The 26669-nt window shown below is 62.0% G+C and carries 26 protein-coding genes and 1 riboswitch; of the genes, 14 read left to right on the top strand and 12 right to left on the bottom strand.

What is annotated here, in order from left to right:
- The first annotated feature begins 96 nt into the window (after positions 1 to 96).
- The gene (locus ACQ4WZ_RS21320) at positions 97 to 621 is read left to right on the top strand and encodes an Lrp/AsnC family transcriptional regulator (protein WP_070220829.1); all 525 of its coding nucleotides are present in this window, start codon (positions 97 to 99) and stop codon (positions 619 to 621) included.
- Here the strand turns inward: ACQ4WZ_RS21320 and ACQ4WZ_RS21325 are convergent.
- The 4 genes from ACQ4WZ_RS21325 to ACQ4WZ_RS21340 all read right to left on the bottom strand — a co-directional run bounded on the left by ACQ4WZ_RS21325 (position 613) and on the right by ACQ4WZ_RS21340 (position 5241).
- Complete coding sequence (locus tag ACQ4WZ_RS21325) at positions 613 to 1326, bottom strand: GNAT family N-acetyltransferase (RefSeq protein ID WP_133988845.1); 714 nt, start codon at positions 1324 to 1326, stop codon at positions 613 to 615. The genes ACQ4WZ_RS21320 and ACQ4WZ_RS21325 overlap by 9 nt on opposite strands.
- An 86-nt stretch (positions 1327 to 1412) precedes the next feature.
- Positions 1413 to 2510 carry a tRNA nucleotidyltransferase/poly(A) polymerase-related protein gene (locus tag ACQ4WZ_RS21330; RefSeq protein WP_436574479.1) on the bottom strand — a complete coding sequence of 366 codons (1098 nt, stop codon included), beginning with the start codon at positions 2508 to 2510 and terminating at the stop codon, positions 1413 to 1415.
- 12 nt (positions 2511 to 2522) lie between these two features.
- Positions 2523 to 3239: a glutathione S-transferase family protein gene (locus tag ACQ4WZ_RS21335; protein WP_101483536.1), complete on the bottom strand. Its 717-nt coding sequence runs from the start codon at positions 3237 to 3239 to the stop codon at positions 2523 to 2525.
- Between the two features lie 22 nt (positions 3240 to 3261).
- Positions 3262 to 5241 carry a lytic transglycosylase domain-containing protein gene (locus ACQ4WZ_RS21340; RefSeq protein ID WP_436574480.1) on the bottom strand — a complete coding sequence of 660 codons (1980 nt, stop codon included), beginning with the start codon at positions 5239 to 5241 and terminating at the stop codon, positions 3262 to 3264.
- A gap of 32 nt (positions 5242 to 5273) precedes the next feature.
- Here ACQ4WZ_RS21340 and ACQ4WZ_RS21345 point away from each other — a divergent pair, with 32 nt between their 5' ends.
- Entirely contained in the window at positions 5274 to 5873 is a 600-nt protein-coding gene (locus tag ACQ4WZ_RS21345) for a 5-formyltetrahydrofolate cyclo-ligase (protein WP_436574481.1), read from the top strand.
- A gap of 14 nt (positions 5874 to 5887) precedes the next feature.
- On the opposite strand, the gene metF is transcribed toward ACQ4WZ_RS21345, so the two are convergent.
- The 5 genes from metF to metK form a co-directional block, all read right to left on the bottom strand.
- Entirely contained in the window at positions 5888 to 6718 is an 831-nt protein-coding gene (metF, locus tag ACQ4WZ_RS21350) for a methylenetetrahydrofolate reductase [NAD(P)H] (protein ID WP_436574482.1), read from the bottom strand.
- Positions 6705 to 7061 carry a phage holin family protein gene (locus ACQ4WZ_RS21355; RefSeq protein WP_436574483.1) on the bottom strand — a complete coding sequence of 119 codons (357 nt, stop codon included), beginning with the start codon at positions 7059 to 7061 and terminating at the stop codon, positions 6705 to 6707. Before ACQ4WZ_RS21355 ends, metF begins: the two co-directional genes overlap by 14 nt.
- An 81-nt stretch (positions 7062 to 7142) precedes the next feature.
- A complete protein-coding gene (gene ahcY, locus ACQ4WZ_RS21360) occupies positions 7143 to 8567 on the bottom strand; it encodes an adenosylhomocysteinase (RefSeq protein ID WP_436574484.1) in 1425 nt (474 codons plus the stop codon).
- Positions 8568 to 8591: 24 nt separating this feature from the next.
- A riboswitch (S-adenosyl-L-homocysteine riboswitch) is annotated at positions 8592 to 8660 on the bottom strand.
- 86 nt (positions 8661 to 8746) lie between these two features.
- Positions 8747 to 9307, bottom strand: a complete 561-nt coding sequence (locus ACQ4WZ_RS21365) for a hypothetical protein (protein WP_436574485.1) — start codon at positions 9305 to 9307, stop codon at positions 8747 to 8749.
- Between the two features lie 95 nt (positions 9308 to 9402).
- Positions 9403 to 10569, bottom strand: a complete 1167-nt coding sequence (gene metK, locus ACQ4WZ_RS21370) for a methionine adenosyltransferase (protein ID WP_101483530.1) — start codon at positions 10567 to 10569, stop codon at positions 9403 to 9405.
- A gap of 188 nt (positions 10570 to 10757) precedes the next feature.
- On the opposite strand from metK, the gene ACQ4WZ_RS21375 reads away from it, so the two are divergent.
- Genes ACQ4WZ_RS21375 through dapF form a run of 3 tightly spaced genes read left to right on the top strand, consistent with a single transcriptional unit; the run spans position 10758 to position 13374 of the window.
- Positions 10758 to 11627: a lysophospholipid acyltransferase family protein gene (locus ACQ4WZ_RS21375; protein WP_101483529.1), complete on the top strand. Its 870-nt coding sequence runs from the start codon at positions 10758 to 10760 to the stop codon at positions 11625 to 11627.
- Positions 11624 to 12499: an LpxL/LpxP family acyltransferase gene (locus tag ACQ4WZ_RS21380; protein ID WP_101483528.1), complete on the top strand. Its 876-nt coding sequence runs from the start codon at positions 11624 to 11626 to the stop codon at positions 12497 to 12499. The genes ACQ4WZ_RS21375 and ACQ4WZ_RS21380 overlap by 4 nt, the downstream gene beginning before the upstream one ends.
- 11 nt (positions 12500 to 12510) lie before the next feature.
- Positions 12511 to 13374 (top strand): diaminopimelate epimerase, encoded by an 864-nt coding sequence (dapF, locus tag ACQ4WZ_RS21385; protein WP_436574486.1) that lies wholly within the window; start codon positions 12511 to 12513, stop codon positions 13372 to 13374.
- A gap of 35 nt (positions 13375 to 13409) precedes the next feature.
- Here dapF and ACQ4WZ_RS21390 read toward each other — a convergent pair whose 3' ends face one another.
- A complete protein-coding gene (locus tag ACQ4WZ_RS21390) occupies positions 13410 to 14912 on the bottom strand; it encodes a tetratricopeptide repeat protein (RefSeq protein WP_436574487.1) in 1503 nt (500 codons plus the stop codon).
- A 414-nt stretch (positions 14913 to 15326) separates the two neighbouring features.
- Between ACQ4WZ_RS21390 and ACQ4WZ_RS21395 the strand changes: the two genes are divergently transcribed.
- From ACQ4WZ_RS21395 to ACQ4WZ_RS21430, 8 genes are all read left to right on the top strand, one after another.
- The gene (locus ACQ4WZ_RS21395) at positions 15327 to 16406 is read left to right on the top strand and encodes a porin (RefSeq protein WP_101483525.1); all 1080 of its coding nucleotides are present in this window, start codon (positions 15327 to 15329) and stop codon (positions 16404 to 16406) included.
- A 179-nt stretch (positions 16407 to 16585) separates the two neighbouring features.
- Entirely contained in the window at positions 16586 to 17263 is a 678-nt protein-coding gene (locus ACQ4WZ_RS21400) for a DUF484 family protein (RefSeq protein ID WP_101483524.1), read from the top strand.
- Between the two features lie 7 nt (positions 17264 to 17270).
- Positions 17271 to 18218, top strand: coding sequence for a tyrosine recombinase XerC (locus tag ACQ4WZ_RS21405; RefSeq protein ID WP_133988852.1), 948 nt, complete (start codon positions 17271 to 17273; stop codon positions 18216 to 18218).
- Positions 18219 to 18357: 139 nt separating this feature from the next.
- Positions 18358 to 19464 (top strand): CobW family GTP-binding protein, encoded by a 1107-nt coding sequence (locus ACQ4WZ_RS21410; RefSeq protein ID WP_436574488.1) that lies wholly within the window; start codon positions 18358 to 18360, stop codon positions 19462 to 19464.
- A 482-nt stretch (positions 19465 to 19946) separates the two neighbouring features.
- Entirely contained in the window at positions 19947 to 20399 is a 453-nt protein-coding gene (dksA, locus tag ACQ4WZ_RS21415; RefSeq protein ID WP_034753066.1) for an RNA polymerase-binding protein DksA, read from the top strand.
- 219 nt (positions 20400 to 20618) lie between these two features.
- Positions 20619 to 21155, top strand: coding sequence for an ATP-dependent protease subunit HslV (gene hslV, locus ACQ4WZ_RS21420; protein WP_096233303.1), 537 nt, complete (start codon positions 20619 to 20621; stop codon positions 21153 to 21155).
- Between the two features lie 39 nt (positions 21156 to 21194).
- Positions 21195 to 22553 carry an ATP-dependent protease ATPase subunit HslU gene (hslU, locus tag ACQ4WZ_RS21425; RefSeq protein WP_436574489.1) on the top strand — a complete coding sequence of 453 codons (1359 nt, stop codon included), beginning with the start codon at positions 21195 to 21197 and terminating at the stop codon, positions 22551 to 22553.
- A gap of 16 nt (positions 22554 to 22569) precedes the next feature.
- The gene (locus ACQ4WZ_RS21430) at positions 22570 to 22764 is read left to right on the top strand and encodes a hypothetical protein (RefSeq protein WP_101483521.1); all 195 of its coding nucleotides are present in this window, start codon (positions 22570 to 22572) and stop codon (positions 22762 to 22764) included.
- 67 nt (positions 22765 to 22831) lie between these two features.
- Here ACQ4WZ_RS21430 and ACQ4WZ_RS21435 read toward each other — a convergent pair whose 3' ends face one another.
- A complete protein-coding gene (locus tag ACQ4WZ_RS21435; protein ID WP_101483520.1) occupies positions 22832 to 23446 on the bottom strand; it encodes an outer membrane protein in 615 nt (204 codons plus the stop codon).
- 168 nt (positions 23447 to 23614) lie between these two features.
- On the opposite strand from ACQ4WZ_RS21435, the gene ACQ4WZ_RS21440 reads away from it, so the two are divergent.
- Positions 23615 to 24397 carry a helix-turn-helix domain-containing protein gene (locus tag ACQ4WZ_RS21440; protein WP_243857882.1) on the top strand — a complete coding sequence of 261 codons (783 nt, stop codon included), beginning with the start codon at positions 23615 to 23617 and terminating at the stop codon, positions 24395 to 24397.
- Here the strand turns inward: ACQ4WZ_RS21440 and ACQ4WZ_RS21445 are convergent.
- On the bottom strand, positions 24370 to 26640 hold the full coding sequence (locus tag ACQ4WZ_RS21445; RefSeq protein WP_101483519.1) for a patatin-like phospholipase family protein: 2271 nt from the start codon (positions 26638 to 26640) through the stop codon (positions 24370 to 24372). The genes ACQ4WZ_RS21440 and ACQ4WZ_RS21445 overlap by 28 nt on opposite strands.
- Positions 26641 to 26669 lie beyond the last annotated feature (29 nt).

Here is a 26669-nt window from a genome sequence, read left to right on the forward strand (position 1 = left end):
ATAGGCGTGGGTCACGGGCATTAAATGCCAAAGATCTCCCGAACAATCATGATTTGCGCAATAATATTGCGTGAAACGAGAACCGCCGGAGGAAGCATGAGCAAAATTACGCTGGATAAAACGGACCGCAAGATCCTTGCCGTCCTGCAGGCCGATGGCCGCCTGTCCAATCAGGACGTGGCCGAACAGGTCAGCCTGTCGCCGTCGCCATGCTTGCGCCGCGTCAAACGGCTGGAAGAAGCGGGCGTCATCCGCCAGTACGTGGCCCTGCTGGACCCGGAAAAGATCGGCCTGGGCTTGCTGGCCTATGTGAATGTGCGACTGGAAAAGCACAGCGACGCCACCGCCCACAGCACGGCAAGGGTACTGGCGCCCAACCTGGTGACGAATACCTCGCCGCGCGCCGACTTCGCCGTGGCCGTCGCGCATTGGCCCGAAGTCGTGGCTTGCTATGCGATGACGGGGGAAATGGATTATCTGCTGCGCGTGCACGTGGAAGACATGGAGCACTTTTCGCGCTTCATGATGGCGACATTGCTGCGCCACCCGGCCGTGCTGGACGTGAAATCGAGCTTTGCCTTGCAGCGCATCAAGGATACGACGGCCCTGCCCTTACTGTGACGGCGGTGACGGTGGCTCGGGCTTCTTCTTGCGTCCTGGCAAGCGATCCCACAGTTTGAATGCGGCGCGCGCGTTCGCCTTGAACGTGTAGTCGAACATGGCAAACTGCTCCTGCACGGCTTCCTGCAGCATGCTGGTCGGGTTCGGCGGCAATAGTTTCAAATAAGCATCAGCTTCGCCATAGTCGCGCTGGATTTCCATGCCTGCCTTCTTGGCGATATGCATCATCGTCTTGTTTGACGACAAACAATGCATGTACAGGGTATCGACATCGTTATTGCGGCAGTGAATCGCCGCCCGTTCGAACAGTTTCGAGCCCACGCCCATGCCGCGCATGGATTTCGACACGGACACGCCAAACTCGGCCACCTGCTCCTTGTCCGTCACGACACTTTTCGCCGGCGACTTGTCCTTCGGCGCGAACGCCAGATGGCCCACGCCCACCAGCTTGAACAGGCTGTTGTAGACGCCATAAATCATGTCACGCGAGAAATCCATCTTCTGCACGTACTGCGCCACCAGTTCATCGGGCAAGGCGCTGCCGAAGCGCAGCAAACGATCGCTTTTTTCGAGCGACAGGAAATGCTTCATCATGCGGCGCCGGTCGCGCTCATGCAACTGCTTGACCAGTACGGTCGGACGCCCGCCGCCGCTACGACTGAGCCAGCGGCGAAACGGATTTTGAAATAACTTGGGTAAGGTCACGACGACTCCTGGGGCGGTGCTGCGGCACGTCAGGCCGATATTGTGCAGTGCAACATTATGTCGCCATTGTAGCCTATTCCCACCATTCAAGCCTGAGCCAGGAATGCTTGCACGGCCGCCACCCGCGCCGCATGGATGACTTCGGGGATGCGTTTCGGCTCCACGCAGCCCTGCGCCAAAGCGCCCGCATTCACGGCGCGCGCCGCGTCCAGCCCGCCCTGCAGCCGTGCCGCCGGCGCAAAGTCGCCCGCGACCAGCCCATCGCACGCCACGGCCTGCAGCATCTGCGCAAAGCGCTGCGGCTTGCGCAAGCCATCGCAGCGTTCGCACATGCTCACCACGGCTTCGGCGGTCAAGTTCAGCGCGCCGTTGATATTGTCCAGCTCGCGCGCCGCCATGACAGCCAGCTCGCGGCACTCGTTGGGCACGCGCAGGCGCTCGCTCAGTTGCTCGATGGCATCCTTACTAACATGCAGCATCAAGGCGGCGAAGCGCACGGGCAATTCATGACCTTGCGCAGCGGCATGGTCGATGACCTGCAGCAAGCGTTCGCTGAGCTGAATTTCCCCCATGATGCGCGCCAGCGCGCCGCACTCTTGCAACACCGTCAGCATGCGCGAAGGATGGCTTTCCATCAGCCCCTTGGCCACTTCCTGCCAGACGCGCTCGGCCACCAGGGCATCGACTTCGCCATCCGCCACCATTCGCCGCATCAGGGCCATGGTGGCCGGTGCCACGGTGAAAGCGTCAAAACGTGCGGCAAAGCGGGCCAGGCGCAAGATGCGCACGGGGTCTTCGCCGAACGCATCGGAGACGTGGCGGAAAATCTTATTGCGAATATCCTCGATGCCGCCGAACGGGTCCGTCAGGCTGCCATCTTCGGCCCGGGCGATGGCGTTGATGGTGAGATCGCGCCGCACCAGGTCTTCTTCCAGCGTGACGTCGGGCGCCGTGTGGAAGACAAAGCCCCGGTAGCCGGGTGCCGTCTTGCGTTCCGTGCGGGCCAGCGCGTATTCTTCCTGCGTCTTCGGGTGCAAAAACACGGGAAAATCCTTGCCGACAGGCCGGAAGCCCTGGCGCAGCATGTCGTCGGGCGTCGCGCCCACGACGACGTGATCGTGGTCTTTCACGGGCAAGCCCAGCAGTTGGTCGCGCACCGCACCACCGACCGTGTAAATCTTCATAACACTCTTTTCTTAATCAGGTAATTCCGCGTCGTGCTTGGCAGCCACTTCCGTCTCCGCCAGCGCTTCCGTGATCCAGCGCGCCACGGCCGGGTGCGCCTGCACGCGCTCGCAATACGCGTTCAGGGCCGGCGCCAGGCTCACGCCATAGGTGCGGAAACGCATGACGACGGGGGCAAAATACGCATCGGCGATGGAAAACTCACCAAACAGGAACTGGTGGTGGCCAAAGCGCGACAAACACTCTTCCCAGATTTCGCTGATGCGGCCTATGTCCGCCTGCGCGGCAGCCGTGCGGCCCCTGCCCGGCAACTTGGCCTTGATATTCATCGACATATCCGTACGCAAGCCGGCAAAGCCGGAATGCATTTCCGCGCAAACACAACGCGCCATGGCGCGCGCGGCCACGTCTTGCGGCCACATGTGTTTGTCAGGAAACTGCTCGGCCAGGTATTCGCAGATGGCCAGGCTGTCCCAGATGGTTATTTCTCCCGCCAGCAGCACGGGCACCCGGCCGCAGGCCGAATATTCGGCGATTTTAGTGGCCGTGTCGCTTTGGTCGAGCAGCACGCGCACTTCCTGGAACGGGATGCCGAAGGCTGTCATGGCCACCCACGGGCGCATCGACCACGATGAGTAATTCTTGTTGCCGATGATGAGGGTCAGGCCCGGTTCACGCGCGGCGGCCAGGGTTTGCGTCAGGCTGGGGTCAAGGATAGTCGTTTGCATGGTCGGGTATCAAAGGTATGGTTCAAGGCAAATCGGCCGCGATGGCGCTGTTTTTCGGCCCCACGGTACCCAGGCGTGCTTTCAGCGATTGCGGGCGCTTCTCGAACAGGGCCGCGTAATAGGTGGCGTTGGCCATCACGTTTTTCACGTAGCCGCGCGTTTCCGTGTACGGAATCGTTTCGGCGAACACGGCCCCTTCCAGCGGACGCGTCATGGTGGCGCGCCAGATGCGCAAGCGCCCCGGTCCCGCGTTGTAGGCGGCGCTGGCCAGCACTTGCGAACCATCGAGGCCACCGAGCACCATGTTCAGGTAATTCGTTCCCAGCAAGACGTTGGTGCGCACATCGCTCAATGTTTCCGTGACGAAATCGGTCAGGCCGATCTTCTTGGCGACATAGCGGGCCGTCGACGGCATCACCTGCATCAGGCCGGACGCGCCCACATGCGACTGCGCATCCATGATGAAGCGCGATTCCTGGCGAATCAAGCCATACACCCAGGCTTTATCCAGGCCCAGGGTTTGCGTGGCCGGATGCATGACGTCGTCGTGCGGCGTCGGGTAGCGCTGCGTGTAATCGACTTCCAGGCGCGTGCGGTCCGAGGTATTGACCATGCGGTCGAGCACATTGTTCTGGCGCGCAAATTCTGCGGCCGCCAGATGCTGGCGATCCGTCATCGAACGCAATTCCCAGTTCCACTCGCGCGTGCCTTCAAAGCGCAAGCGCATGTTGAAAAATTTCAGCGCCCGCTGCAAGCCCGGATTGGCGGCCATGGCGGCGATTTCCGTCGGCGTGACGGGCTGGCCCGGCGGCGGCAAGACCAAATGGTTGCCCAGTTCTTCGTTGGCCAGCAAGCCATAGAAATTCGACTGGTCGGCAATCGTGCGGTACAGGGTATCGGCCTGGGTATTCGGGCGGCCCGGGGTTTCCGCCTGCTGTGCGCGCGCCAGCCAGTAGACCCAGGTGGGGTCCGTACGCAGGGAGGCGGGCATGGCCTGGATGGACGCCTTCACCACGGGCCAGCTGCCTTCACGCAGGGCTATGCGCGTTTTCCACTGCATCTGCTCCAGGGTCAATGGTGCGCCATTGGATTTTTGCCAATATTCAAACGCTTCCGGCGCCAGCGAATACGATGCCTGCAAGGCCAGGTTGGCCCAGCCGATGGCCTGCTCCTGCGGCGTCAGCTGCCCACTGGCTTTTTGCAGCGCCACCACGCCCAGTTTCAGGGTGCTTTTCGCCATGCGGCCGACGGCCACCAGGTACATTTCATGGTCGGCGCGGCTGGGTCCCGGTCCCTTGGCCAGCATCAGCGCCGGTAAATCGATGGCTTGCGCCATCTTCGCGTCGGACGCACCCAGCAGCAGCGCGATGCGGCGCGCCGGGCCAGTGGCATTCGTCTGGCCCGCCAGGCGAATCTGCGCCCATAGGTCATTCGTGTCGAATTGACCATTTTGCGCCAACATGGCGATCAGGCTGCCGCACGCTTCGCCATAGCCGGGCGGCGACACGAGCAGGTTGCGCGCCTCGGGCGCCACGTTCTGCCCCTTGGCGGCGCGCGACATCAGCGCATAGCACTTGAGCTGGGTGTCGTCATCGAGGGCGAATTGCGGGTATTGCTCGTCAAACACGACCCAATCACGCTTGCGGCCCAGCTCCAGCAGCCAGTCGTTGCGGAAACGGTCGGCGATGGCACTGCCCTTGTAGCGGTTCAGGTAATCGCGAAATTGCGCCTCGGTCAGCAGTTTGATGCGCGGTTTCAGCCGATAATAGTCAACATACGATGGAATCTGGTAATTCGTCAGGCGACCCGCATAAAAGTCGGCTTTTTCGGCGTCATCCTTGCGCGCGGCGTCGCGCAGCAGCAGGAAGGCATCGTCCTCGCTGCGCGTGTCCGGTGCGGCAGGAGAGACGGTGGCTGGCACCTGGGCCAGGGCGGCCAGGGGAGACAAGGCCGATGCAACACACAGCATCGTGCCGGCAATCCATTTCAGTGGGGAAATCAATGTACGACTCTCAATCTTAACTTGATGGTGATATGAATAGCGACCCTAGAATAACATGCGATCCGGCTGCACGGCCACCCATTGCTCCACAGGACAAAGCCGGCTTGCGCAAGGCCCTGCTGGCGGCCCGCCGCGCCCTGCCCGAGACCACGCGCGCAGGGTGGGACGCTGCCATCGCCCGGCGCCTGCTCGACTGGTGCGCGCAGGAAAATATTACAGAACTGGGCGTGTACTGGCCCCTGCATGGCGAGCCCGACCTGCATGGCGCGTATGCGCAGCTGGACGCGCGCGGCGTGAAATTATGCCTGCCGGTGGTGCTGGAAAAGCATGCACCGCTGGCATTCAGCAACTGGAGGCCCGGCGAAGCGATGGTGAAAGATGGCATGGGCGTGGCCGTGCCCGCCCAATTACGCCTGCGCCCGGCACCCACCACCCTGCTGGTGCCCTGCCTGGGTTTTAGTTTGGAACGTTTTCGCCTCGGCTATGGCGGCGGCTATTACGACCGTACCCTGGCGCAAGCGCCCCGTCCGCGCACCCTGGGGATCGCCTATGCCTGCCTGGCGGCACACTTCGCAAGTGGCGAATACGACATCGCCCTCGATCACATCGTGACCGAGGGCGATCTGCTCTAACGCATCAGAACGGTTTAATTCACCAGGCGCTGCCACAGGGCGGTAGTGGGCGCCGCCTGGTTCATGCTATAGAAATGCAAGCCTGGCGCGCCGCCTTCCAGCAAACGCTCGCACAAGCCCGTCACCACGTCCAGGCCAAAAGCCTTGATGGACGCGCTGTCATCGCCAAAGCTGGCCAGCTTCAGACGCACCCAGCGTGGAATTTCCGCACCGCACATGTCCGAAAAGCGCATCAGCTGCGTGTAATTCGTGATCGGCATGATGCCGGCCACGATAGGCACGTTGATCCCCATCTTCTGTGTCTGCTCGACAAACTGGAAATACGCATCGGCATTGTAAAAGTACTGGGTGATGGCCGCATCGGCGCCCGCCTGCACCTTGCGCGCGAACGCGTTCAAGTCGTCCTGCGGCGAACGGGCTTGCGGGTGCACTTCCGGATAGGCGGCCACTTCGATATGGAAATGGTCGCCCGTCTCGGCGCGGATGAATTCCACCAGCTCGTTGGCGTAGCGGAACTCGCCCGAAGCGCCATAGCCGCTGGGCAAGTCGCCCCGCAAAGCCACGATACGGCTCACGCCGGCCGCCTTGAAGTCGGCCAGCACGGTGCGGATCGATTCGCGCGAGCCACCGACGCAAGACAGATGGGGCGCGGCTTGTTCGCCGGCCGCCAGGATCTCGCGCACGGTATCCAGAGTACCTTGCTGCGTGGTACCGCCGGCGCCAAAGGTCACCGAAAAATACTTTGGATGCAATTCAGACAACTTGACACGCGTGGCGCGCAGCTTTTCCGCCCCTTCCGGGGTTTTCGGCGGGAAAAACTCAATACTGAAATTATGCTTTTCCATCGTCATTACTCAAAAGTAAGGTCGACAGGGCCCAGGAAATGACGCTGTACAGCAATGCACCACCCACGGCCGACCAGAAACTGGCGACATGGAAACCATCGATCATCTGCGCCACCAGCCAGAACATGAAGCCGTTGATGATCAGGATGAACAGGCCCAGCGACAAAAACGTCACGGGCAGGGTCAGCAGAATCAGCAAGGGACGGATCAGCGCATTGACCAGCCCCAGCACGGCTGCGGCCAGCAGCGCGGTCCAGCCGCTGCTCATCGTCACCGAGTGCATCAAATAAGGGACGGCAAACAGGGCTGCCGCATTGATAAACCAAATCAGTAGCAAGCGCATTTCTCTAGCCTGTCAAAAGTAGGGTCAGGCCGGCGGCAAGCGCCGGCCCTCAGAGGGTGAGTTACGGCCCCGGACTACCGATTAATAGCGGTAGTGCTCTGGCTTGTAGGGGCCTTCTTGACGCACGCCGATGTAGTCGGCTTGCTCTTGCGTCAGTTCCGTCAGCTGCGCATTCAACTTTTTGAGTTGCAAACGGGCGACTTTTTCATCGAGGTGTTTTGGCAAGGTGTACACGCCGACCGGGTAATTGGCCGTGTTCGCGTACAGCTCGATCTGGGCGATCGTCTGGTTGGCGAACGACGAGCTCATCACGTACGACGGGTGGCCCGTGCCGCAACCGAGGTTGACCAGACGGCCTTCGGCCAGCAGGATGATGCGGCGGCCCGACGGGAAGATGATGTGGTCGACCTGCGGCTTGATGTTTTCCCACTCGTATTGCTTCAACGAAGCAACATCGATTTCATTATCGAAGTGACCAATGTTGCAGACGATAGCCTGGTCTTTCATGCGCGTCAGGTGATCGTGCGTCAGGATATGGTAGTTGCCCGTGCAGGTAACGAAGATGTCGCCATGTTCGCAGGCGTAATCCATCGTGACCACGCGGTAGCCTTCCATCGCCGCCTGCAGTGCGCAGATCGGATCGACTTCCGTCACCCATACTTGCGCCGACAGGGCGCGCATGGCTTGGGCCGAACCCTTGCCGACGTCACCGTAACCGGCGATGACGGCCACTTTACCGGCGATCATCACGTCGGTGGCGCGCTTGATGCCGTCGACCAGCGACTCGCGGCAGCCATACAGGTTGTCGAACTTCGATTTCGTGACGGAATCGTTCACGTTGATCGCAGGGAAAGCCAGCTTGCCTTCCTTGTGCATTTGATACAAACGGTGCACGCCGGTGGTGGTTTCTTCCGTCACGCCCAGGATTTCCGGCAGACGCTTCGAGTACCAGGTCGGGTCGACCAGCAGATGCCGCTTAATCGAGTTGAACATGCAGATTTCTTCTTCCGAACCCGGGTTGGCCAGCACCGACAGATCGGTTTCCGCGCGCACGCCCAGGTGCAGCAGCAAGGTAGCATCGCCGCCATCGTCAAGGATCATGTTCGAGTAGACTGCCTTGCCATCCGCGTTCGGCCATTCGAAGATGCGGTGCGTGTATTCCCAGTAGTCGTCCAGCGACTCGCCCTTGACGGCGAACACAGGCGTGCCGGCGGCAGCGATGGCGGCAGCAGCGTGATCTTGCGTGGAGTAAATGTTGCACGATGCCCAACGCACTTGCGCGCCCAGTGCTTCCAGGGTCTGGATCAACACGGCGGTCTGGATGGTCATGTGGATGGAACCGGTGATGCGCGCACCTTTCAAAGGCTGCGCTGCCGCGAATTCTTCGCGGATGGCCATCAGGCCAGGCATTTCCGTTTCAGCAATCTTGATTTCTTTGTCGCCCCATGCGGCCAGAGTGATATCGGCGATGGTGTAGTCGTGTTGCGATTTGAGTACGGCGTTCATCACGCCCTCCTTTCAGTTGAAAAAGGTACGTGAGCGCAGTTGCAGGATATTCCGAGCCTGGCGAATTTCTTCGTCGCAACGCTCCTCGGACCCCGCATCATAACATTGGCCATGCGCCGGCGGCAACCATTAGTCATGCGGGCCGACTGCCTGGCAAGCCCGCGACGCGCGCTGACGCCCTACGGTTTGCGCGGCCAGTTCTTGCCCTGGCTGATACAGCTGGCGCGCTCGTCAACATCCAGGCGTCGCGCTATTTCATCGGCCAGGTCACGCAGGATGGGCACCATGTCCTTATCAGCCTTGCTGCCGTCGGTCGGGTAATTCGCGGCGCGCATGGCCCATTTGCAGGTGAGTACAGGATCGGGCTTGATATTCGAGCGCCAGGCATCGGGATCCGTGGCGAGAAAACCACTGTCGGCATAGATGGTGAGCACATGCAAGGCCTGGCGTGCCGACATTTGTCCCATCAGCTCGGTGAGTTCAGGCCTGATCTGGACCGGCGTTGCCAGCGAGCCATCGGGGAAAACAAATTTGCCAGCCGCCGCCAGAGTCAGCACGGCATACCCATCGCCCCCTTCTGCCTTGTCCAGCCATTGTCCCACCGTCAGCGTGGCCGGCGCCGCCGCGACAACGGACAGGCTCAATGTAGACAGCAGAACAACAAGCAGCGAGCGTGGGCGCAACAAGATCATGAAATTCCCTAATTGGTTTATTTGCAATGAATTGTAGTGTATCCCCATGACCGCGCCGTTCGGTACGCGCCGTCCCGTGCGCACCCATAAAAAAAGCGCCCGCGGCCTGCTGGCCGGGGCGCTTTTCTTGCAAGCGGACTAGATTACTTCAAGCCGGCAGCGTCGCGCAGCAGGGCGACCTTGTCGGTGCGCTCCCACGTGAATTCCGGCTCTTCGCGGCCGAAGTGGCCGTAAGCGGCGCTCTTTTGGTAGATCGGACGCAGCAGGTCCAGCATTTGCACGATGCCTTTTGGACGCAGGTCGAAGTGCGCCAGCACCAGCTTGGCGATTTCCGCGTCGGGAATCACGCCCGTGCCTTCCGTGTAGACGGTGATGTTGATCGGCTTGGCCACGCCGATGGCGTAGCTGACCTGCACCTGGCATTGACGCGCCAGACCTGCCGCGACGATGTTTTTCGCCACGTAGCGAGCGGCGTAGGCTGCCGAACGGTCGACTTTCGACGGATCCTTGCCCGAGAACGCGCCGCCGCCGTGCGGGGCTGCGCCACCGTAGGTATCGACGATGATCTTGCGCCCGGTCAAGCCGCAATCGCCTTGCGGACCGCCGATGACGAAACGGCCCGTCGGGTTGACGAGGAATTTGGTCTCCGTCAGCCATTCGCGCGGCAGGATGGGCTTGATGATTTCTTCGATGACCGCTTCTTCGATCTGCTTGTGCGAGATTTCCGGCGCATGCTGGGTCGACAGCACGACCGTGTGCACGCCGACGGGACGGCCATCGACGTAGCGCAGGGTCACTTGCGATTTTGCATCCGGACGCAGCCATGGCAGACGGCCATCCTTGCGCAGTTGCGACTGGCGCTCGACCAGGCGGTGCGCGTAATGGATGGCGGCAGGCATCAGCTCGGCCGTTTCATCGCAGGCGTAGCCGAACATCAGGCCCTGATCGCCAGCGCCTTGATCCAGGTCAATCCCCGCACCTTCATCGACGCCTTGCGCGATGTCGGGCGACTGCTTGTCGTAGGCCACCAGCACGGCGCAACCCTTGTAGTCGATGCCGTATTCCGTGTTGTCGTAGCCGATACGTTTGATGGTTTCGCGCGCAACTTGAATATAATCCACATTGGCGTGAGTGGTAATCTCGCCAGCCAGTACCACCAGACCCGTGTTGCACAAGGTTTCGGCAGCCACGCGGGCGGTCGGATCCTGGGTCAGGATGGCGTCAAGGATGGCGTCGGAAATTTGATCGGCAACCTTGTCGGGATGGCCTTCCGAGACGGATTCGGAAGTGAAGAGATAGTCGTTTGACATTGCAAGCTCCTGATTACTATGTGAATGTTCTGTCGCAGTAAAGAGGATTTTGCCTGCGACGCTTTAGCGATATTTATATTCCGCTTCGCAAGTTGTCTATTAACTCAGCGGTTACTGCATACGTGGTATTTTACGCTTCTTAAAAAATTTTGGCACGGCAACACGCCATTCCTGGAAACAGCTTATTCATGTTAGTCCCAATTTTCCGCTTTTTATCCATCTTTCCCCTGCCCGTCCTGCATGGCCTTGGCGCTGTACTCGGCTGGGTGATTTACGCCATATCCCCGTCTTACCGGCGCCGCATGCGCGAGAATATGCAGGGTGCGGGGTTTTCGCAACACTTGCACACGGCCGTGGCCGAAGCGGGCAAGAGCGTGCTGGAACTGCCTTTCATCTGGTGCGCCCCAGCCGAACGCGTGGCGCGCCATGCGACGGTGGAAAACTGGGAACTGGTGGAAAAAGCGCTGCAGCATGGCCGCGGCATCGTCTTCCTGACGCCGCACCTGGGCTGCTTTGAAATCGTCGCCCAGCAAATCGCCCTGCGCACACCGCTCACCGTGATGTACCGCCCGCCCAAGCGCGCCGCGCTGAAGCCGCTGATCGAAGGGGCCCGCGCGCGCGAAAACCTGATGCTGGCGCCGGCCAACATGTCGGGCGTGCGCATCTTTGCCAAATGCCTGAAAAAAGGCCAGCCCATCGGCTTGCTGCCCGATCAGGTGCCGCAAGAGGGCGAAGGCGTGTGGGCCGATTTCTTCGGCCGCCCCGCCTACACCATGACCCTGCCGGCCAAGCTGGCGCAAATGGGCGGCGCCGAAGTCATCATCACCTACGCCGAGCGCCTGCCCGGCGGGCGCGGCTACATCGTGCATTTCGTACCCTTCACCGAGTCGCTAGCCAGCACCTCGGCAGAGCAGGCGCGCACCATCAACGCGGCGATGGAACAGTTGATCGCGCGTAGTCCCGCGCAATACCTGTGGAGCTACAACCGCTACAAGGTGCCGCGCGGCGCGGCGCCGCCCACGCCGGCCAGCCCCGATGCGGCCAAGGAGCAGCCATGAGACTGCTGATCGCTTTCATGTGGCTGCTGCACTGGCTGCCCCTGCCCATCCTGGGCCGCTTCGGCGTGGCCGTCGGCAGCGTGCTGTTCATCGCCATGCCCACGCGGCGCGCCATCGCCCTGACGAATTTGCGCCTGTGCATGCCGGAGTTGACGGAACAGCAGCGCGTGGCGCTGGCGCGCCAGCATTTCCAGGCGTATTCACGCAGCGTGTGGGAGCGCAGCATCCTGTGGTGGTCGTCGGAAGAACGCCTGAATCGCCTGATCAAAAAAGTGCCCGCCTTCCCGGGCCAGCAGATCGCGGCCAAGCCCACCATCTTGCTGTGCCCGCACTTCGTCTGCCTCGACGTGGCCGGTGCCGCCACGGCCATGGAAATTTCGGCCTCGTCCATGTATGTGCAGCAAAAGAACGCCGCCTTCGACCAGGCCTTGCGCAACGGCCGTTCGCGCTTCAAGCCGCCCAAGTTGTTTACGCGCCAGGACGGCATCAAGACGATTCTGCGCGCGCTGCGCGACGGCTTGCCGTATTTCATGCTGCCGGACATGGATTTCGGTGAAAAGGATGCGGAATTCGTGCCCTTCTTCGGCGTCCCCGCCGCCACCCTGACGGCTACGGCGCGCCTGGCGCTGGCCGCCAAGGCGCAGGTGATTCCCGTCATCGCCACCTTCTTGCCCAATTACCAGGGCTGGAAAGTGACCTATTACCCGGCCTGGGACGATTATCCGGGCGACGACATCACGGCCGCCACGCGCCGCATGAACGCATTTATCGAAGAGCGCGTGCGCGAAGCGCCGGCCGAGTACTTCTGGACGCATAAACGCTTCAAGACGCGTCCCGAAGGCGAAGCGTCGTTCTATAACCAGCACAAGTGATACGGCAAAACATGAAACTCCAATTTACCAAGATGCATGGCGCCGGCAATGACTTCATCGTCATCGATGCCATCAATCAAGATATCGACTTCACGCCGGCCCAGTGGCAACGCCTGGCCGACCGCCGTTTCGGCATCGGCGCCGACCAGATCCTCGTGGTGGAAAAGCCGCGCCTGCCCGGCTGCGACTTCCGCTATCGCATCTATAACAACGATGGCGGCGAAGTCGAACAATGCGGCAACGGCGCGCGCGCCTTCGTCAAGTTCGTCAGCGAAAAAGGCCTGTCAAGCAAGACCAGCATCCGCGTGGAAACCATGGCCGGCATCATTGCGCCGCGCCTGGAGCTCGATGGCAGCATCACGGTCGACATGGGCGCGCCCGTGCTGGAGCCAAAACTGGTGCCGTTCGATGCTGGCGGCCTCGATGGCGTGGCCAAGGGTAACGACACCTTGTGGCCGCTGGACCTGGCGCTGCCGGGCCACAATACCCCCGTGCTGGTATCTGTCGTGTCGATGGGCAACCCGCATGCCGTGCAAGTGGTCGACGATGTCGACGCGCAGGATCTGGAGCAATCTGGCCCGCGCATCGAGCACCATCCGCGCTTTCCCCGCAGGGTCAACGCAGGCTACCTGCAGGTCATCGACCGCCATCACGTGAAACTGCGCGTGTATGAACGGGGCGCGGGCGAAACGCTCGCTTGCGGCACCGGCGCCTGCGCCGCCGCCGTGGCCGGCATCATGCGCGGCCTGCTCGACTCGCCCGTGCGCATCAGCGCGCGCGGTGGCGAACTGTCGATCGCCTGGCAAGGCCCGGGCCAGCCTGTCCTGATGACGGGCCCGGCCGTGACCGTGTTCGAAGGCACGATCGAGCTGTAATCGAGCTGTAAACAGCGAACAATCAGGAGTAAAAGTCAGGCCGCCAGGAACTGCTGTTCCTGCGTGACACCCAGCTCGGCCAGGTAGCACTTCAGGCGGTACAGGCGTTGCCGGTAATTGCCTTCCGGCCCCGTCACGCCGCAATCGACGCGTTCGAACAGGCGTACTACCTGGTCGACCAGCTGGCGCTCCTGCGCCGTGCGGATCAATGCCAGGCGCCGCTTGCCGCGTCCATGCGTGGCGCTGATATCGATCAGCAGGCAATGCCCCTGGTCGGCCGCATGGAGATCGAGCAGCAGCGCCTCGGCACGCGACAGGTGAAAGCGGCGCGCCAGCTCCAGCCGCGCCGCCAGCAAAGGGTGGCTCTGACCCAGCTGGCGCAGTTGTCCATCGGCGTGCAGGGCGGCGCACTGGCCCCAGTCGCCGGGCTCGCCGCGTGGCGCGATCTTCGCCAGCGCCGCCTCGGCTTCACTGCTGCCTTGCGCCTGCGCCTGCAGCAGCCAATAGGCGGCACGCACATCGTTGTTGACACCGTCGCGGCGATTGCGCCAGGCATGCATGCCGCACTCGAGCTGGGCCGGGCCATGTCCCAGGTCGGCGGCACGCTCCAGGCAGGAATGGGCTTCGACCACATTGCGCTGGGAAAATTCCGGCTTTGTATAGATGCGCGACAGCACGAACCAGGCTTCGGCCAGGCCCTGCTCGCCAGCCTGCGTCAGCCAGCGCACGGCCCGCTTGAAATTGGCCGCGCCGCTGCGCGTGGCCAGCCGCCGGCCATGCGCATCCATGCGCGCATAGCCGAGTCCCAGCTCCAGCTGCGCCGTGCGGTCGCCGCCATGCGCGGCCAGCTCGCAACATTGCCAACCCTCGACATCGCCGCCTGGGGCCAGTGCCTGGGCACAACGCGACAACAACAGCACCTGCTGCGTGTCCAGCGCGATCGTGCGCGCCCCGGCTGCGGCCTGGCGCTGTAACAGCTCGCGCGCCTGCGGCAAGCCTTGCGACAGGAAGCCGGCATGGTTGCCCTGGCTCCAGGCCTGCTCCAGCCAGGCGTACAGGGGCGCGTCGCCGTCGAGGGCTTGCTCGCCAGCGACGCCGCTATCCGGCATGGAGGCTGCGGACGATCCTTCTTGCATGGATAACAACCATTGCGCATCGGGCAAGCCGGCACGCACGGCGGCGTCCAGCGCCACGCGCGCCTTGGCGCGCAAGGTTTCGCAACTGCTGGCGTTGTTGCCCAGCACCAGTTGCGCCAGCACCAGGCCCGCCTGCACCAGGCCCGCATCGAACGCCTGCGCGTAATACGGAATCAGTGTCCTGGCTGCCGGTAGCGCCACTTCGAACGGCACGTGCGTACCGATCAGCAAGCATGCTTCCTGGCTATTCTCCTGGGCTGCCCGCGCCAGCCAGTGCAAGGCTGTCGGCAAGCTCTGCGGCACACCCTGTCCGAACAGATACACCCGTCCCAACGCCAGCTGGCACGCCACATCGCCGGCACGTGCACCCTTGATCAATCCTAATGTTTCGCGATTTGCCATCGATTCTCGATATTGAGTCAATGATTCTAATAATAGTGTCGTCTCCGGGCCCATCAGTGCAGGCCGTCCCTTAGTGTAACGTCCTTGTGACATAAATCCGACCAAGCCGGCTTAAGAACTTGATTCAACGCAACAATGTCCTGGCCGGAACACGCCAATATGGCAAGGCGCTGCCACCGTGGCGAGAGGGAGAAGGCTGGCCATCGGCGCAGGATAGGCAGAAACCGCGCGTTACAAAAATACAACAGGGCCATGGATTTATGACGCTTTTCACCAATCTTTTCACGCACATTTGACCAATCCCGCGCGACTTGCGCGCCGACGAATTAAGGTTCATTCATCGGAACGCGGCAATTGGCGCCTTTCAATCTGCTCGGATCTCGGACGGAACTCACTTTTAATAGGGAATAAGACATGAAAAAAACACTCGTTGCCCTCGCACTCTTCGGCGCTTTTGCCGCAACCGCACAAGCACAGTCGTCCGTCCAAATCTACGGCACGATCGATGCAGGCCTGGGTAAAGCATCGAATGGAACCACTAGCGTCACCAAACGCGACAATAACAAGCTGGGTTTCAAGGGCACGGAAGATCTGGGCAATGGCTTGAAAGCTATTTTCCAACTGGAAATTCGCTATGAATCCGACACCGGCACCGTAGAAAACACCTCGGGCATCAATTCGCGTCCGCTGTTCCAGGGTCAAAGCCGCGTCGGCCTGCAAGGCGACTTCGGTACCTTGCGCCTGGGTCGTGGCCTGACCGCCTTCCAGGAAACGAGCACCAGTTTCGAACCATGGTCCGGCATGCCGACGCCAGCGGGTTTCCAGACCGACCTGACCGTGGCCGCCTATAGCAGCGATCCGCTGAGCGCACCAGGCAACTCGAAAAACCGCTTCTCGAATGCCGTGTTCTATAACTCGCCAGTCATGAGCGGTTTCCAGTTCAACGCCACCGTGGCCGCCAAGGAAGCGAACAACAACGCCGCCGTTGCAGCCACCGTGCGCAACCTGACGACGAATGCCACGGGCAATTTCGCCGTAGCAGCCAATGTGGCGCCAGCATCGAACCCGTACTCGGTTTCGGCAACGTACAACTACGCCCAGTTCGCAGCCATGGCTGCCTACGAGCGTAACGGCCTGCAAGCCAAACTGTGGTCGGTCGGTGCATCGTTCAATCCAATCGCGGAATTGAAACTGATGGCGTCGTACCAGCATCAGGATGACGGCAATTTCAAAATCGTCAACACCGACACCAAATCGTGGGTGCTGGGCGCCAACTACGACGTCGGCCCAGGCAAGATCCGCGCTGGCTACGGTCAGAAAACGCCGGATGGCGTCGCCAAGACCAAACAGGCATCGCTGGGCTATGACTACAATCTGTCGAAACGTACCTACCTGTACGCAGATATTTCGAACAAGAAATCGGCCAGCGCCGCCAACTACAACAACACCACCTCGGTCAGCTACATCGGCCTGGGCGTACATCACAACTTCTAATGCCCCGCACGTCACCCTCAATGGGTGATTGCTGAGCAAGGAATGCAAGGCGGCATGGGCAACCATGCCGCCTTTTTCATGTGCGCGCGGAAAATGCATCGGCGCCCTGCCCTTTGCGCCTATGCGGGCGTACTCTCGGTTAGAATGAAGCGTTCATCCTTCACTGACAGACATTCTCAATGACCGCCACACTCGATTCCAGCACCGTCGCCCAGTACCTGAGCGAGCATCCGACTTTCTTCGAAGAGCATACCGCGCTGCTCGGCGAGGTCAAGCTGAGCAGCCCGCTGACGGGACGCACCATCTCGCTGCAGGAGCGGCAAATGGAAGTGATGCGTGACAAATACAAGGCGCTGGAACTGCGCATGTCCAAGCTGAGCCGCCTGGCCGAGGAAAATGGCGACATCGCCAGCAAGTTCCACGGCTGGAACCAGGCCATGCTGCAAGTGCGCAGCGATGCGGCCATGCCGCGCGTGCTGGTCGATGCCCTGCAAAGCAATTTCGACGTGCCCTATGTCAGCCTGCGCCTGTGGCAAGTGCTGCCGGAACACGCCAATGGCTGGTTCACGGAAGATGTCACGGCCGACGTGCGCATGTTCGCCAACAGCTTGCAAGCGCCGTACTGCGGCAGCAACCGCGATTTCGAGGCCGTGCACTGGTTGCAGGCGGATAAAATCGAATCGACCGTCATGATCGCCCTGCGCGCCCCCGGCACCACAGGCACCTTCGGCTTGCTGGTGCTCGGTTCGCCCGACAGCGAACGTTTTACCTCCAGCATGGGCACCGACTTCCTCGTGCATATCGGCGCCACGGCCAGCGCTGCCCTGGCCGCGCTGCGCGCCGGCTCGCCTGCCTGAGTCAGCCATGGGCGAGGCGCGCGGCAAGGCTGAATGGCTGGCCAGCTACCTGGCGCAGCTGGCCACGCAGCGCAAGCTGTCGCCGCACACGCTCGACGCCTACGGGCGCGACCTGCGCGCCTTGCTGGAACTGAGCGGCGATACGCCCTGGACCGCCCTCGCACACAACGAAATACGCCGCTACACGGCCAAGCTGCACAGCGGCGGCCTCGACCCGCGTTCGATCGCCCGCAAGCTGTCGTCGTGGCGGGGCTTTTTCAACTGGCTCAGTGGCGAGACCAAGCTCGACGCCAATCCCGTCGACGGCATCCGCGCCCCCAAACGGGCCAAAACCTTACCGAAAGCCCTGTCGGTGGACGATGCCGTGCGCCTCGTGGCGCCCGCGCAACACCAGCAGGGTAGCGCCGAGCCGGAGCAATTGTGCAACCGCGCCATGTTCGAACTGCTGTATTCGAGCGGCTTGCGCGTCTCCGAACTGACCAGCCTGGACACCCATTACTGCAAGGCCGAGGGCGGCCAGCACGCCTCGCTGGGCTGGCTAGACATGGCCAGCTTCGAAGTCATCGTCACGGGCAAGGGCAACAAGATGCGCAAGGTACCCGTTGGCAAGGCAGCGCTCGTCGCGCTGGCCAGCTGGCTGGCCGTGCGCCCGCCCGCCAGGGATGGCAGCGCTGCCTTGTTTTTAAGCACGCGCAACACGCGCATCTCGCCGCGCGTATTGCAGCTGCGCCTGAAGGCGCATGCGCTGGCCACCGAAATCCCCGCCAACGTGCACCCGCACGTGCTGCGCCACTCGTTCGCCTCGCATGTGCTGCAATCGTCGGGCGACCTGCGCGCCGTGCAGGAAATGCTGGGCCATTCCAGCATCACCTCGACCCAGGTCTACACGGCCCTCGATTTCCAGCATCTGGCGCACGTGTATGACCAGGCGCACCCGCGCGCCAAGCTCAAGTAGGCAGCCGCGCCAGTAGACCAGCCTGATCCATATCAAGCGGATGGGCGCGCATTTGCAAGCATTTGCAAAATTCCGGCATAATCGTCCGCATTCTTCCGCCTGCGCGGCGGCACCATCGATTACAGCATAGGCATCCTTCATGGCACTGATTCCAACCACCATCCTTACCGGTTTCCTGGGCGCCGGCAAAACCACCTTGCTCAACCGCATACTGCAGGAAGACCATGGCATGCGCATCGCCGTGATCGAAAACGAGTTTGGCCAGGAAAACATCGACAATGAAATCCTGGTGCAGGATAGCAACGAGCACATCATCGAGATGAATAACGGCTGCATCTGCTGCACCGTACGCGGCGACCTGATCGTGGGCCTGACGGAACTGGCGCGCAAGCGCGATGCCGGCCTGCTGGCATTTGACCGCGTCGTCATCGAAACGACGGGCCTGGCCAATCCCGGCCCCGTGGCGCAAACCTTTTTTGTCGATGAAGAAGTGGGCAGCCACTACATGCTAGACGCCATTATCACGGTGGTCGATGCCCGCCATGCGATGAAACAACTCGATGAATATGAGGAAGCCCAGCGGCAAGTGGGCTTCGCCGACAAGCTGCTGCTGTCGAAAACTGACCTCGTCAGTGAAGAGGACGTGGCCACCCTGACACGCCGCCTGAAGCGCATCAATCCCCGCGCCCCCATCGCCAAGGTCGATTTCGGCCGCGCGCCGCTGGCCGAAGTGCTCGACATCCGCGGTTTCAACCTGAATGAAAAGCTGGAACTGGACCCGGATTTCCTGGCCACCGAAACGGCGCACGTCCACGATCATGACCACGCGCACGAGCACGAGCACGAGCACGCCCATGAGCATACTGGCGAGAAAGCACATCATCACGAGCACAGCGACGCCTGCGCCACCGATTGCGGCCACGCAGACCACCACCATGCGCAGCATAGCGACGATATCGCCGCCTTTGTTTTCAAGAGCACGCAACCGTTCGACAGCGCCAAGCTCGATGAGTTCCTCGGCGGCCTGGTGCAAGTGTATGGCCCGCGCATGTTGCGCTACAAGGGCGTGCTGCTGATGCAGGGTGCCGAACGCAAGGTGGTATTCCAGGGCGTGCACCAGTTGATGGGCAGCGACCTGGGCGCCAAATGGGGCGAGAATGAGGTGCGTGGCAGCAAAATGGTGTTTATTGGCAAGAATCTACCAAAAGACATTTTTATTCGCGGACTCGAACAATGTTTGGTATAAACTAGCCGGGTTTTGCAAAGTATTCTTTGCAAAGCAGAAACAAAAGGGAAAGTTAAGCATGCTTTCCCGCTGTCCGACACCCATCTTGCTGGTATAAACCAACAAGTAGCCGTCTCTGATCGGCTAGGCAACAAATCGGGATGGCAATATAAGGCAAAGCATGCCAAAATCAGCGACGAAAACGGCCCATGTCGTTCGCCTGTCATGAAATGCTGGCAAACTGCCACTGGCCACATGCCAGGCATGCAAGCGATCCACCCAACACGCCCATTGTCGCGCGCATAGCGCGACTGGCATAGAGCGGTAAAAAGTTATCAACATGGCAAATGTAGCCGGCCGGTAGTCCTGGCCGCCGCCGGCAAGCCAAGGTCGCAAGCAGTACATCCGGACAGCAATGCCCAGCGGAACCTGTACAGTTGCTCGGCATCGCCGCATCAACTGATCAATTTGAAAACTCTGTCGTATCGAAGGTAAGCGAAGTTATGACCAAAACTAATAAATCGACCCCGGCCGCCAACCAAGACATCCCTCTCATCAGCGAAGACCAAATTCGCGCCATGAGCGAAGATGACTACATGAATCCGGCACAACTGGCATTCTTCAAGGCGCGCCTGCAGCAGCTCGAAAAAGACTTGCTGAAAAACGCCGGCGAAACCACGGAACACTTGCGTGAAACCGTGCTCGTACCGGACCCTGCCGACCGCGCCACCATCGAGGAAGAGCATGCGCTGGAACTGCGCACGCGCGACCGCGAACGCAAATTGCTGAAGAAAGTACAGCAATCGATCGCCAGCATCGACGCCGGCGACTATGGCTGGTGCGAAGAAACGGGCGAGCCTATCGGCATCCCGCGCCTGATCGCCCGTCCGACCGCCACCTTGTCGCTGGAAGCACAGCAACGGCGCGAACTGAAGCAAAAGCTGTACGGCGACTGATCCCCCTCACCTGGCGCGGCCGCCCCGGCGGCCCCGCGATGGCGAAAAAAAGCACACAACCTGCGTTGCGTGCTTTTTTTTCGTCCCGCGCCGACTACACTAAAGCAGACAGGGCTGCGGCAAGTGCCGCTTGCAATTGCCTTTTCCATCCCCACTTTTGAGCCATGGGCGCGCACCGCATGACGCTGCACGCATCGGCACGAATCTTTTGAGGTCACTATGGAACAATTTCACGGCACCACCATCCTCTGCGTCCGGCGCGGCAAGCAAGTCGCGCTGGGCGGCGACGGCCAGGTAACGCTGGGCAACATCGTCATGAAGGGCACGGCCCGCAAAGTGCGTAAGTTGTATCAGGGCAAGGTCCTGGTCGGCTTTGCCGGCGGCACCGCCGATGCCTTCACCCTGCTCGACCGTTTTGAAGGCAAGCTGGAAAAGCACCAGGGCAATTTGCTGCGCGCCTCCGTCGAACTGGCCAAGGACTGGCGCACCGACCGCGTGCTGCGCCGCCTGGAAGCGATGCTGCTGGTGGCCGACAGCGAGTCGACCCTGGTCATCACGGGCAATGGCGACGTGCTGGAACCGGAAGACGGCATCGGCGCCATCGGCTCGGGCGGCACCTTCGCCCAGTCCGCCGCCAAGGCGCTGCAGGAAAACACGGACTTGTCGCCGGCCGAAGTGGTCAAGAAATCGCTGACCATCGCCGCCGAGCTGTGCATTTACACGAATATGTCGCACATCATCGAGACGCTGGACTAAACGTCCCCGAGCAAAGAATACAGAAAGCCAACTATGATCATGAACATGACCCCGTCGGAAATCGTTACCGAACTCGACAAGCACGTGGTGGGCCAGGCCAAGGCCAAGCGCGCCGTCGCCATCGCCCTGCGCAACCGCTGGCGCCGCCAGCAGGTGGCCGAGCCCCTGCGCCATGAAATCACGCCCAAGAATATCCTCATGATCGGCCCCACTGGCGTCGGCAAGACGGAGATCGCGCGCCGCCTGGCCAAGCTGGCCGAGGCGCCGTTCATCAAGATCGAAGCGACCAAGTTTACGGAAGTGGGCTATGTGGGCCGCGATGTCGACACCATCATCCGCGACCTGATCGACATCGGCATCAAGCAGACGCGCGCGCTGGAAATGAAGAAAGTGCGCGCACGCGCCGAAGATGCGGCAGAAGACCGCGTGATCGACATCCTGGTGCCGCCGGCGCGCGACTTCGGTTTCACGCCGAATACGCCTGCGGCCGTGGACAGCGGCAGCGGCAACGGCGACAGCACGCGCCAGACCTTCCGCAAGCGATTGCGCCAGGGCGAGCTCGATGACAAGGAAATCGAGATCGAGCTGGCCGAGGCGGGTCCGCAGATGGAAATCATGGCGCCGCCGGGCATGGAAGAAATGACGGAGCAGATCAAGTCCATGTTCTCGGGCGTGGGCGGGCAGCGCAAGAAGGCGCGCAAGGTCAAGATCCGCGAAGCATTGAAACTGCTGGTCGAGGAAGAAGCGGCCAAGCTGGTCAACGAAGATGAGCTGAAACAGAAGGCCATCCAGAACGTCGAGCAGAACGGCATCGTCTTCCTGGATGAAATCGACAAGATCGCCTCGCGCTCGGAATCGGGCGGCGCTGACGTCTCGCGCGCTGGCGTACAGCGCGACCTGCTGCCGCTGGTCGAGGGCACGACCGTCAACACCAAATACGGCATGATACGCACGGACCACATCCTGTTCATCGCCTCGGGCGCGTTCCACCTGTCGAAACCGTCGGACCTGATTCCCGAACTGCAGGGGCGCTTCCCCATCCGCGTGGAGCTGGAATCGCTGTCGATTTCGGACTTCGAACGCATTTTGACCAGCACCGACGCCTGCCTGACGATGCAGTACGAAGCCTTGCTGGCGACGGAAAACCTGACGCTGCAATTCGCGCCGGAAGGCATCACGCGCCTGGCGGAGATCGCTTATTCGGTCAACGAGCGCACGGAAAACATCGGCGCGCGCCGTCTGCACACGGTGATGGAAAAACTGCTGGAAGAAGTGTCGTTTACGGCCAGCGAAGGCAGCAGCACGACGGAAAACGTGCTGGTGATCGATGCCGCGTATGTGAATGAACGCCTGGAGGCGCTGTCGGTCAACGAGGACCTGTCGCGCTACGTGCTGTAATCAAGGAGGGAAACCGATGGCAAACAAGGCCTTGGCGACGCGGCAGAAAATGCAGTTCCGCGTCGAACCCTCGCAAAAACCACGCAACCCCGTCGCCACAGCCGCCCTGCAGCGCGCCGCCGGCGCGCACGTGAAAACCATGTCTGGCCAGCGCCAGCAGGAAAAACGCCTGCTGGCGAAATTGCTGCTGAAGGTAGAAACGGATAAATAGGCCGCCCGCGGACACCCCCGTTTCTGGGGGCGTCCGCCATCAGGCCACCATTGCCGGCCACCTACCGTCAGAAACGGTAGGACGCGCCCAGCGAAAACATGTCAACCTTGGTCGTTTGCTTGCTGTTGTACTTGACGGGCACGCGGTCCCAATCGAGGTGCAGCGACCAGTTCTTGTTCAGCGCATACGCCGCGCCAACGCCATAGATCAAGCCGATCTTGTCCTTCTTGTCCGAACCGCCGCCCAGATAATCGACCTTGCCCTGCGTATAGGCAGCACCGGCGCGTCCGCTCAGGCTGAAGGCGTCGAACTGGTAGGCGAGCACGCCTTGCATGCCGAGGCCGGTGAACTTGCCGCGGCCGGCAACCTTGCCTGCGCCCGTGTCGAAGCCGGATTTGACTTCACCACCCAGATACCCCACCAGCTCAACCGAAGGCAGGGCCACGCCGCCCTGAAACGGCAGCGCGTCGAAACTGTAACCCAGGTAGGCCTTGCCATTGCGCTTGCTGCTTTTGTCGCAGTCGCCTTGTCCAGGCACGCAATCGAGGCCGCTACTGGCGCGAAAGCCATAGCTGGCGCCCGCATAGAAAGGACCTGGTGCAGGCTCGGCTGCGGCGGCATGCAGGGGAGCGATGGCGGCCAACGCCAGCAGCGCTGCGGGGAAACGGAAAGATGGAAACATGGATAACCTCTACAAGTGGATGGATTGCCTGGTTGTAGCGCGCTGCGCGAGCCACAAGCGGGAGTGTCATCTCTTTTGCCGAGAAGTACTATCACCTTGTGCAAAGTGCCATTCGCGGCTACATTCGGTACCGTCATCCGCTACCAAACTTGTAAAAAAGGATATCTCGTGAGTTCACCTGAACTGGTTTTGCGCGTGCTGCGCACCCAACTGCGCGCCGCCGGCATCACGTATAAAGTGCTGGCCGAGCGCATCGCCATGAGCGAATCGAGTGTCAAGCGCATGTTTGGCCAGCACGATATGTCGCTGTCGCGCCTGGCCCTGATCTGCAAGGCCTCCGGCATCGCCATGGAAGACGTACTGCGCGGCGCGGCCGACATCACGCCGCATGCCGACACGCTCACCCTGGTGCAGGAAAAGTCGCTGGTGGCGCATCCGCGCCTGCTGCTGGTGGCGATCTGCTGCCTGGGCCACTGGAGCCTGGAGCAGGTGGTGGAAACGTATGCGCTGACGCAGGCCGAGTGCATCGGCTGCCTGGCCGAACTGGACCGGCTGGGCCTGATCGAACTCAAACCGCTGAACCGCTACAGCCTGCGCGTCTCGAACGCCTTCCACTGGCTGGCCGACGGCCCGGTGCAGCAGTACTTCCGCGAACATGTGGTGGCCGATTATTTCAGCGGGCATTTCGACGGCGCCGGCGAAACCCTGATGTGCATCCCGGCGCGCCTGTCGCTGTCGAGTGCGCAAGAGCTGGTGCAGAAAATCCGCCAGCTGGCCGAGGAACTGGCACGGCTGCACCAGAACGACCGGCGCCTGGCGCCCGCCGAGCGCGACGGTTTCACCCTGCTGCTGGGTTTCCGTTCATGGGAATTTGCCGCCTTCACGGCTTTGCGCCGCAGCTCGGCCGCAGCGCCGGGCGCCGTTTACCAGACCGGTCCCAGGAACAGATAGAAGGTGCTCTCGCCGCCCTTGGACGCGCCCGAGGCGACGTACACGGGGCCGAAACGCGTATCGACGGAGATGAAGGCGCTGCTCGCCTGCGTGAACTTGCTGGCCTTCCAGCGCGCGTTCTGGTCGAAACCGCCGCCCATTTCCAGCGAAAAGCCGGCCCGCACGGCGCCGCCCAGAGTGCTGGGAAGGGAACCGATGCGGCGCGCCATCACGAAGCGCGCCAGGGCGATGCTGCGCCCGCTCACCGATTGAAATTCCGTGCCGGACAGGCGCAGGAAACCACCGAGGTTGAGCGGTGCCTCGCCACGCTGCGAGCGCGCCCATTCGCCATACACATGGCCAGCCCAGTTGCCGCGGCTAAAAGCCTTCAACCCCGTGATGGACGATTGACCCACGGCCGCTTCGCCCGACCCCGTGGTCGTATCGCGCGTCCAGGTGGCGTCAAACAGCACGCCGCGCGTGGGGAAGCCGGGCGAATCGAGCGTATCGGCGCGGAACTGCACAAACTGTGTGCTGCCCAGCGCGCGCAACTCAGGCAGCGCGGGGTCGGCCGGAATCGCCAGCTTGCCCTTGACTTCCCTGCGCGTGACGCCAAACTGCAAATCGCCCCAGTTGCCGAACTGGCGTCCCAGTACCAGCGCCGCCGTCTGGCCGTTATAGGCCAGGCGCGCGCTGCGCCTGCCCTGGTCGAACAAATCCATCGCCGACGAGGTGTATTGCAACTGCGGTGCGATGTACCACGGGTTGCCAGCACCCAGCGGCTGCCAGAACTGCACGCCATAGCCGCGCGCATTGCCGATCTGCGCCATGCTGCGCAACTCGCCGCCCCAGCTGTTCAGGTTCGAACGCACATGCAGCAGCTTCAGGGCAAAGCTATTGCTGTCCCTGAAATCGCTGGACAGCTCCAGGCCCAAGCGCAGGCGATTGCTGGCCCATGGCGCTTCGACCGCCTTGATGGTCACCGCGCGCTGCTCACCGGCATCGACCACTTCCGTCTCCACGCGCGCCACGTCGCCCCGGCCATACAGCTTGCCGGCCGCCTTGAGCACGTCTTCCTGGCTGACCGCCTGCCCTTCCTCCAGCCCCGATTGGGCTTGCAGGATGCGCGGGTTGATATCGCCCTCGCTCTCCACCACCAGGCGGGTCAGCGGCAAGGCCACGTCCAGCAGGGCCGGCGCGGCCAGGCGCAGCTGCTCGCGCGCCGCATACTGCTCCGGCGGCAGGGCCAGGGGCGCCAGGCGCGCGGCCAGCGCTTGCGCCGCCTGCTCGCCGGCGCGCATGGCGCGCGCATAATTTTCAAAGTCGAGGAAACTGACGCCCGTCAGGTCCGGCGCCACCAGGATATCCTGCGGGCGTAGCTCCTTGAGCGAGCGCTGCACGTTCTGCTCCGTGAGAATCTGCAGCATTTGCTGCGCCACGCCGATGGCGCTGCCCAGGTCTTTTTCCGGCGCCAGCGGCGTGCCCACGTTAACGGCGATGACGATGTCGGCGCCCATGGCGCGCGCCATGTCGACGGGCAGGTTGCGCACCAGGCCCCCGTCCACCACCAGCCGGTTGTTGACGCGCACGGGCGAAAACACGCCCGGCACCGCCAGCGAGGCGCGCATCGACAGGAACAGCGGCGTGTCGACCAGCTCCACCAGCTCGCCATTGACCAGGTCCGACGCCACCGAGCGGAAAGGCAGCGGCAGCTGGCTGGCGGGACGGTCGCGCATGCCGGCCGGCAGCAGCCGGTTCAAGGCCATCTCCAGCGCCGCATTGCTGGCCGCGGCCGGCGGCGTGGAAATGCCATTGCGGCTCACGCCAAATTCGATGCGCGACGGCAGCAATAAATCTTCCTCGCGGCGGCGGAAAGCCAGCTCGTCGCGCGGCGGCCGGTCGGCCACCACGCGCGCCCAGTTGGTCTCGCGCGCCATCTTCTCCAGGTCCGCCACGGACGCGCCCGCCGCATAGGCGCCGCCCACCACCCCACCCATGCTGGTGCCGACCACCATGTCGATCGGCACATGCAGCTCCTGCAGCACTTTCAATACGCCGATATGCGCGAGACCGCGCGCACCGCCACCCGACAGCACCAGGGCGATGCGCGGACGCGCCGCTACGGGTGCGGGAACGGCCAGCGCGGAAGCGGAAACAGGGGGAGGGGCAATGACGGCGGGAACATCAGCGGCGGCGCCAGCTTGTGGCAAGGCGCACAGCGCCGCCACGCAGCCTGCTGCCAGGACGGCACGGATGGAAAACATGAGGACTCCTGTCGCGATGGCGACACGGC

It is taken from the genome of Janthinobacterium darwini (assembly GCF_051380905.1).
Lineage (GTDB): Bacteria > Pseudomonadota > Gammaproteobacteria > Burkholderiales > Burkholderiaceae_D > Janthinobacterium.

Excerpts from the sequence above, each read along its gene's own strand:
- ACQ4WZ_RS21405 (WP_133988852.1), top strand. The coding sequence starts at position 17,271 with ATGGGCGAGGCGCGCGGCAAGGCTGAATGGCTGGCCAGCTACCTGGCG.
- ACQ4WZ_RS21445 (WP_101483519.1), bottom strand. The coding sequence starts at position 26,640 with ATGTTTTCCATCCGTGCCGTCCTGGCAGCAGGCTGCGTGGCGGCGCTG.
- ACQ4WZ_RS21380 (WP_101483528.1), top strand. The coding sequence starts at position 11,624 with ATGAGACTGCTGATCGCTTTCATGTGGCTGCTGCACTGGCTGCCCCTG.
- ACQ4WZ_RS21375 (WP_101483529.1), top strand. The coding sequence starts at position 10,758 with ATGTTAGTCCCAATTTTCCGCTTTTTATCCATCTTTCCCCTGCCCGTC.
- ACQ4WZ_RS21395 (WP_101483525.1), top strand. The coding sequence starts at position 15,327 with ATGAAAAAAACACTCGTTGCCCTCGCACTCTTCGGCGCTTTTGCCGCA.
- ACQ4WZ_RS21435 (WP_101483520.1), bottom strand. The coding sequence starts at position 23,446 with ATGTTTCCATCTTTCCGTTTCCCCGCAGCGCTGCTGGCGTTGGCCGCC.
- ACQ4WZ_RS21345 (WP_436574481.1), top strand. The coding sequence starts at position 5,274 with ATGAATAGCGACCCTAGAATAACATGCGATCCGGCTGCACGGCCACCC.
- ACQ4WZ_RS21365 (WP_436574485.1), bottom strand. The coding sequence starts at position 9,307 with ATGGGGATACACTACAATTCATTGCAAATAAACCAATTAGGGAATTTC.
- metK (WP_101483530.1), bottom strand. The coding sequence starts at position 10,569 with ATGTCAAACGACTATCTCTTCACTTCCGAATCCGTCTCGGAAGGCCAT.
- ACQ4WZ_RS21355 (WP_436574483.1), bottom strand. The coding sequence starts at position 7,061 with ATGCGCTTGCTACTGATTTGGTTTATCAATGCGGCAGCCCTGTTTGCC.
- hslV (WP_096233303.1), top strand. The coding sequence starts at position 20,619 with ATGGAACAATTTCACGGCACCACCATCCTCTGCGTCCGGCGCGGCAAG.
- hslU (WP_436574489.1), top strand. The coding sequence starts at position 21,195 with ATGAACATGACCCCGTCGGAAATCGTTACCGAACTCGACAAGCACGTG.
- ACQ4WZ_RS21390 (WP_436574487.1), bottom strand. The coding sequence starts at position 14,912 with ATGGCAAATCGCGAAACATTAGGATTGATCAAGGGTGCACGTGCCGGC.
- ACQ4WZ_RS21410 (WP_436574488.1), top strand. The coding sequence starts at position 18,358 with ATGGCACTGATTCCAACCACCATCCTTACCGGTTTCCTGGGCGCCGGC.
- ahcY (WP_436574484.1), bottom strand. The coding sequence starts at position 8,567 with ATGAACGCCGTACTCAAATCGCAACACGACTACACCATCGCCGATATC.
- ACQ4WZ_RS21330 (WP_436574479.1), bottom strand. The coding sequence starts at position 2,510 with ATGAAGATTTACACGGTCGGTGGTGCGGTGCGCGACCAACTGCTGGGC.
- ACQ4WZ_RS21400 (WP_101483524.1), top strand. The coding sequence starts at position 16,586 with ATGACCGCCACACTCGATTCCAGCACCGTCGCCCAGTACCTGAGCGAG.
- ACQ4WZ_RS21335 (WP_101483536.1), bottom strand. The coding sequence starts at position 3,239 with ATGCAAACGACTATCCTTGACCCCAGCCTGACGCAAACCCTGGCCGCC.
- ACQ4WZ_RS21430 (WP_101483521.1), top strand. The coding sequence starts at position 22,570 with ATGGCAAACAAGGCCTTGGCGACGCGGCAGAAAATGCAGTTCCGCGTC.
- dksA (WP_034753066.1), top strand. The coding sequence starts at position 19,947 with ATGACCAAAACTAATAAATCGACCCCGGCCGCCAACCAAGACATCCCT.
- metF (WP_436574482.1), bottom strand. The coding sequence starts at position 6,718 with ATGGAAAAGCATAATTTCAGTATTGAGTTTTTCCCGCCGAAAACCCCG.
- dapF (WP_436574486.1), top strand. The coding sequence starts at position 12,511 with ATGAAACTCCAATTTACCAAGATGCATGGCGCCGGCAATGACTTCATC.
- ACQ4WZ_RS21320 (WP_070220829.1), top strand. The coding sequence starts at position 97 with ATGAGCAAAATTACGCTGGATAAAACGGACCGCAAGATCCTTGCCGTC.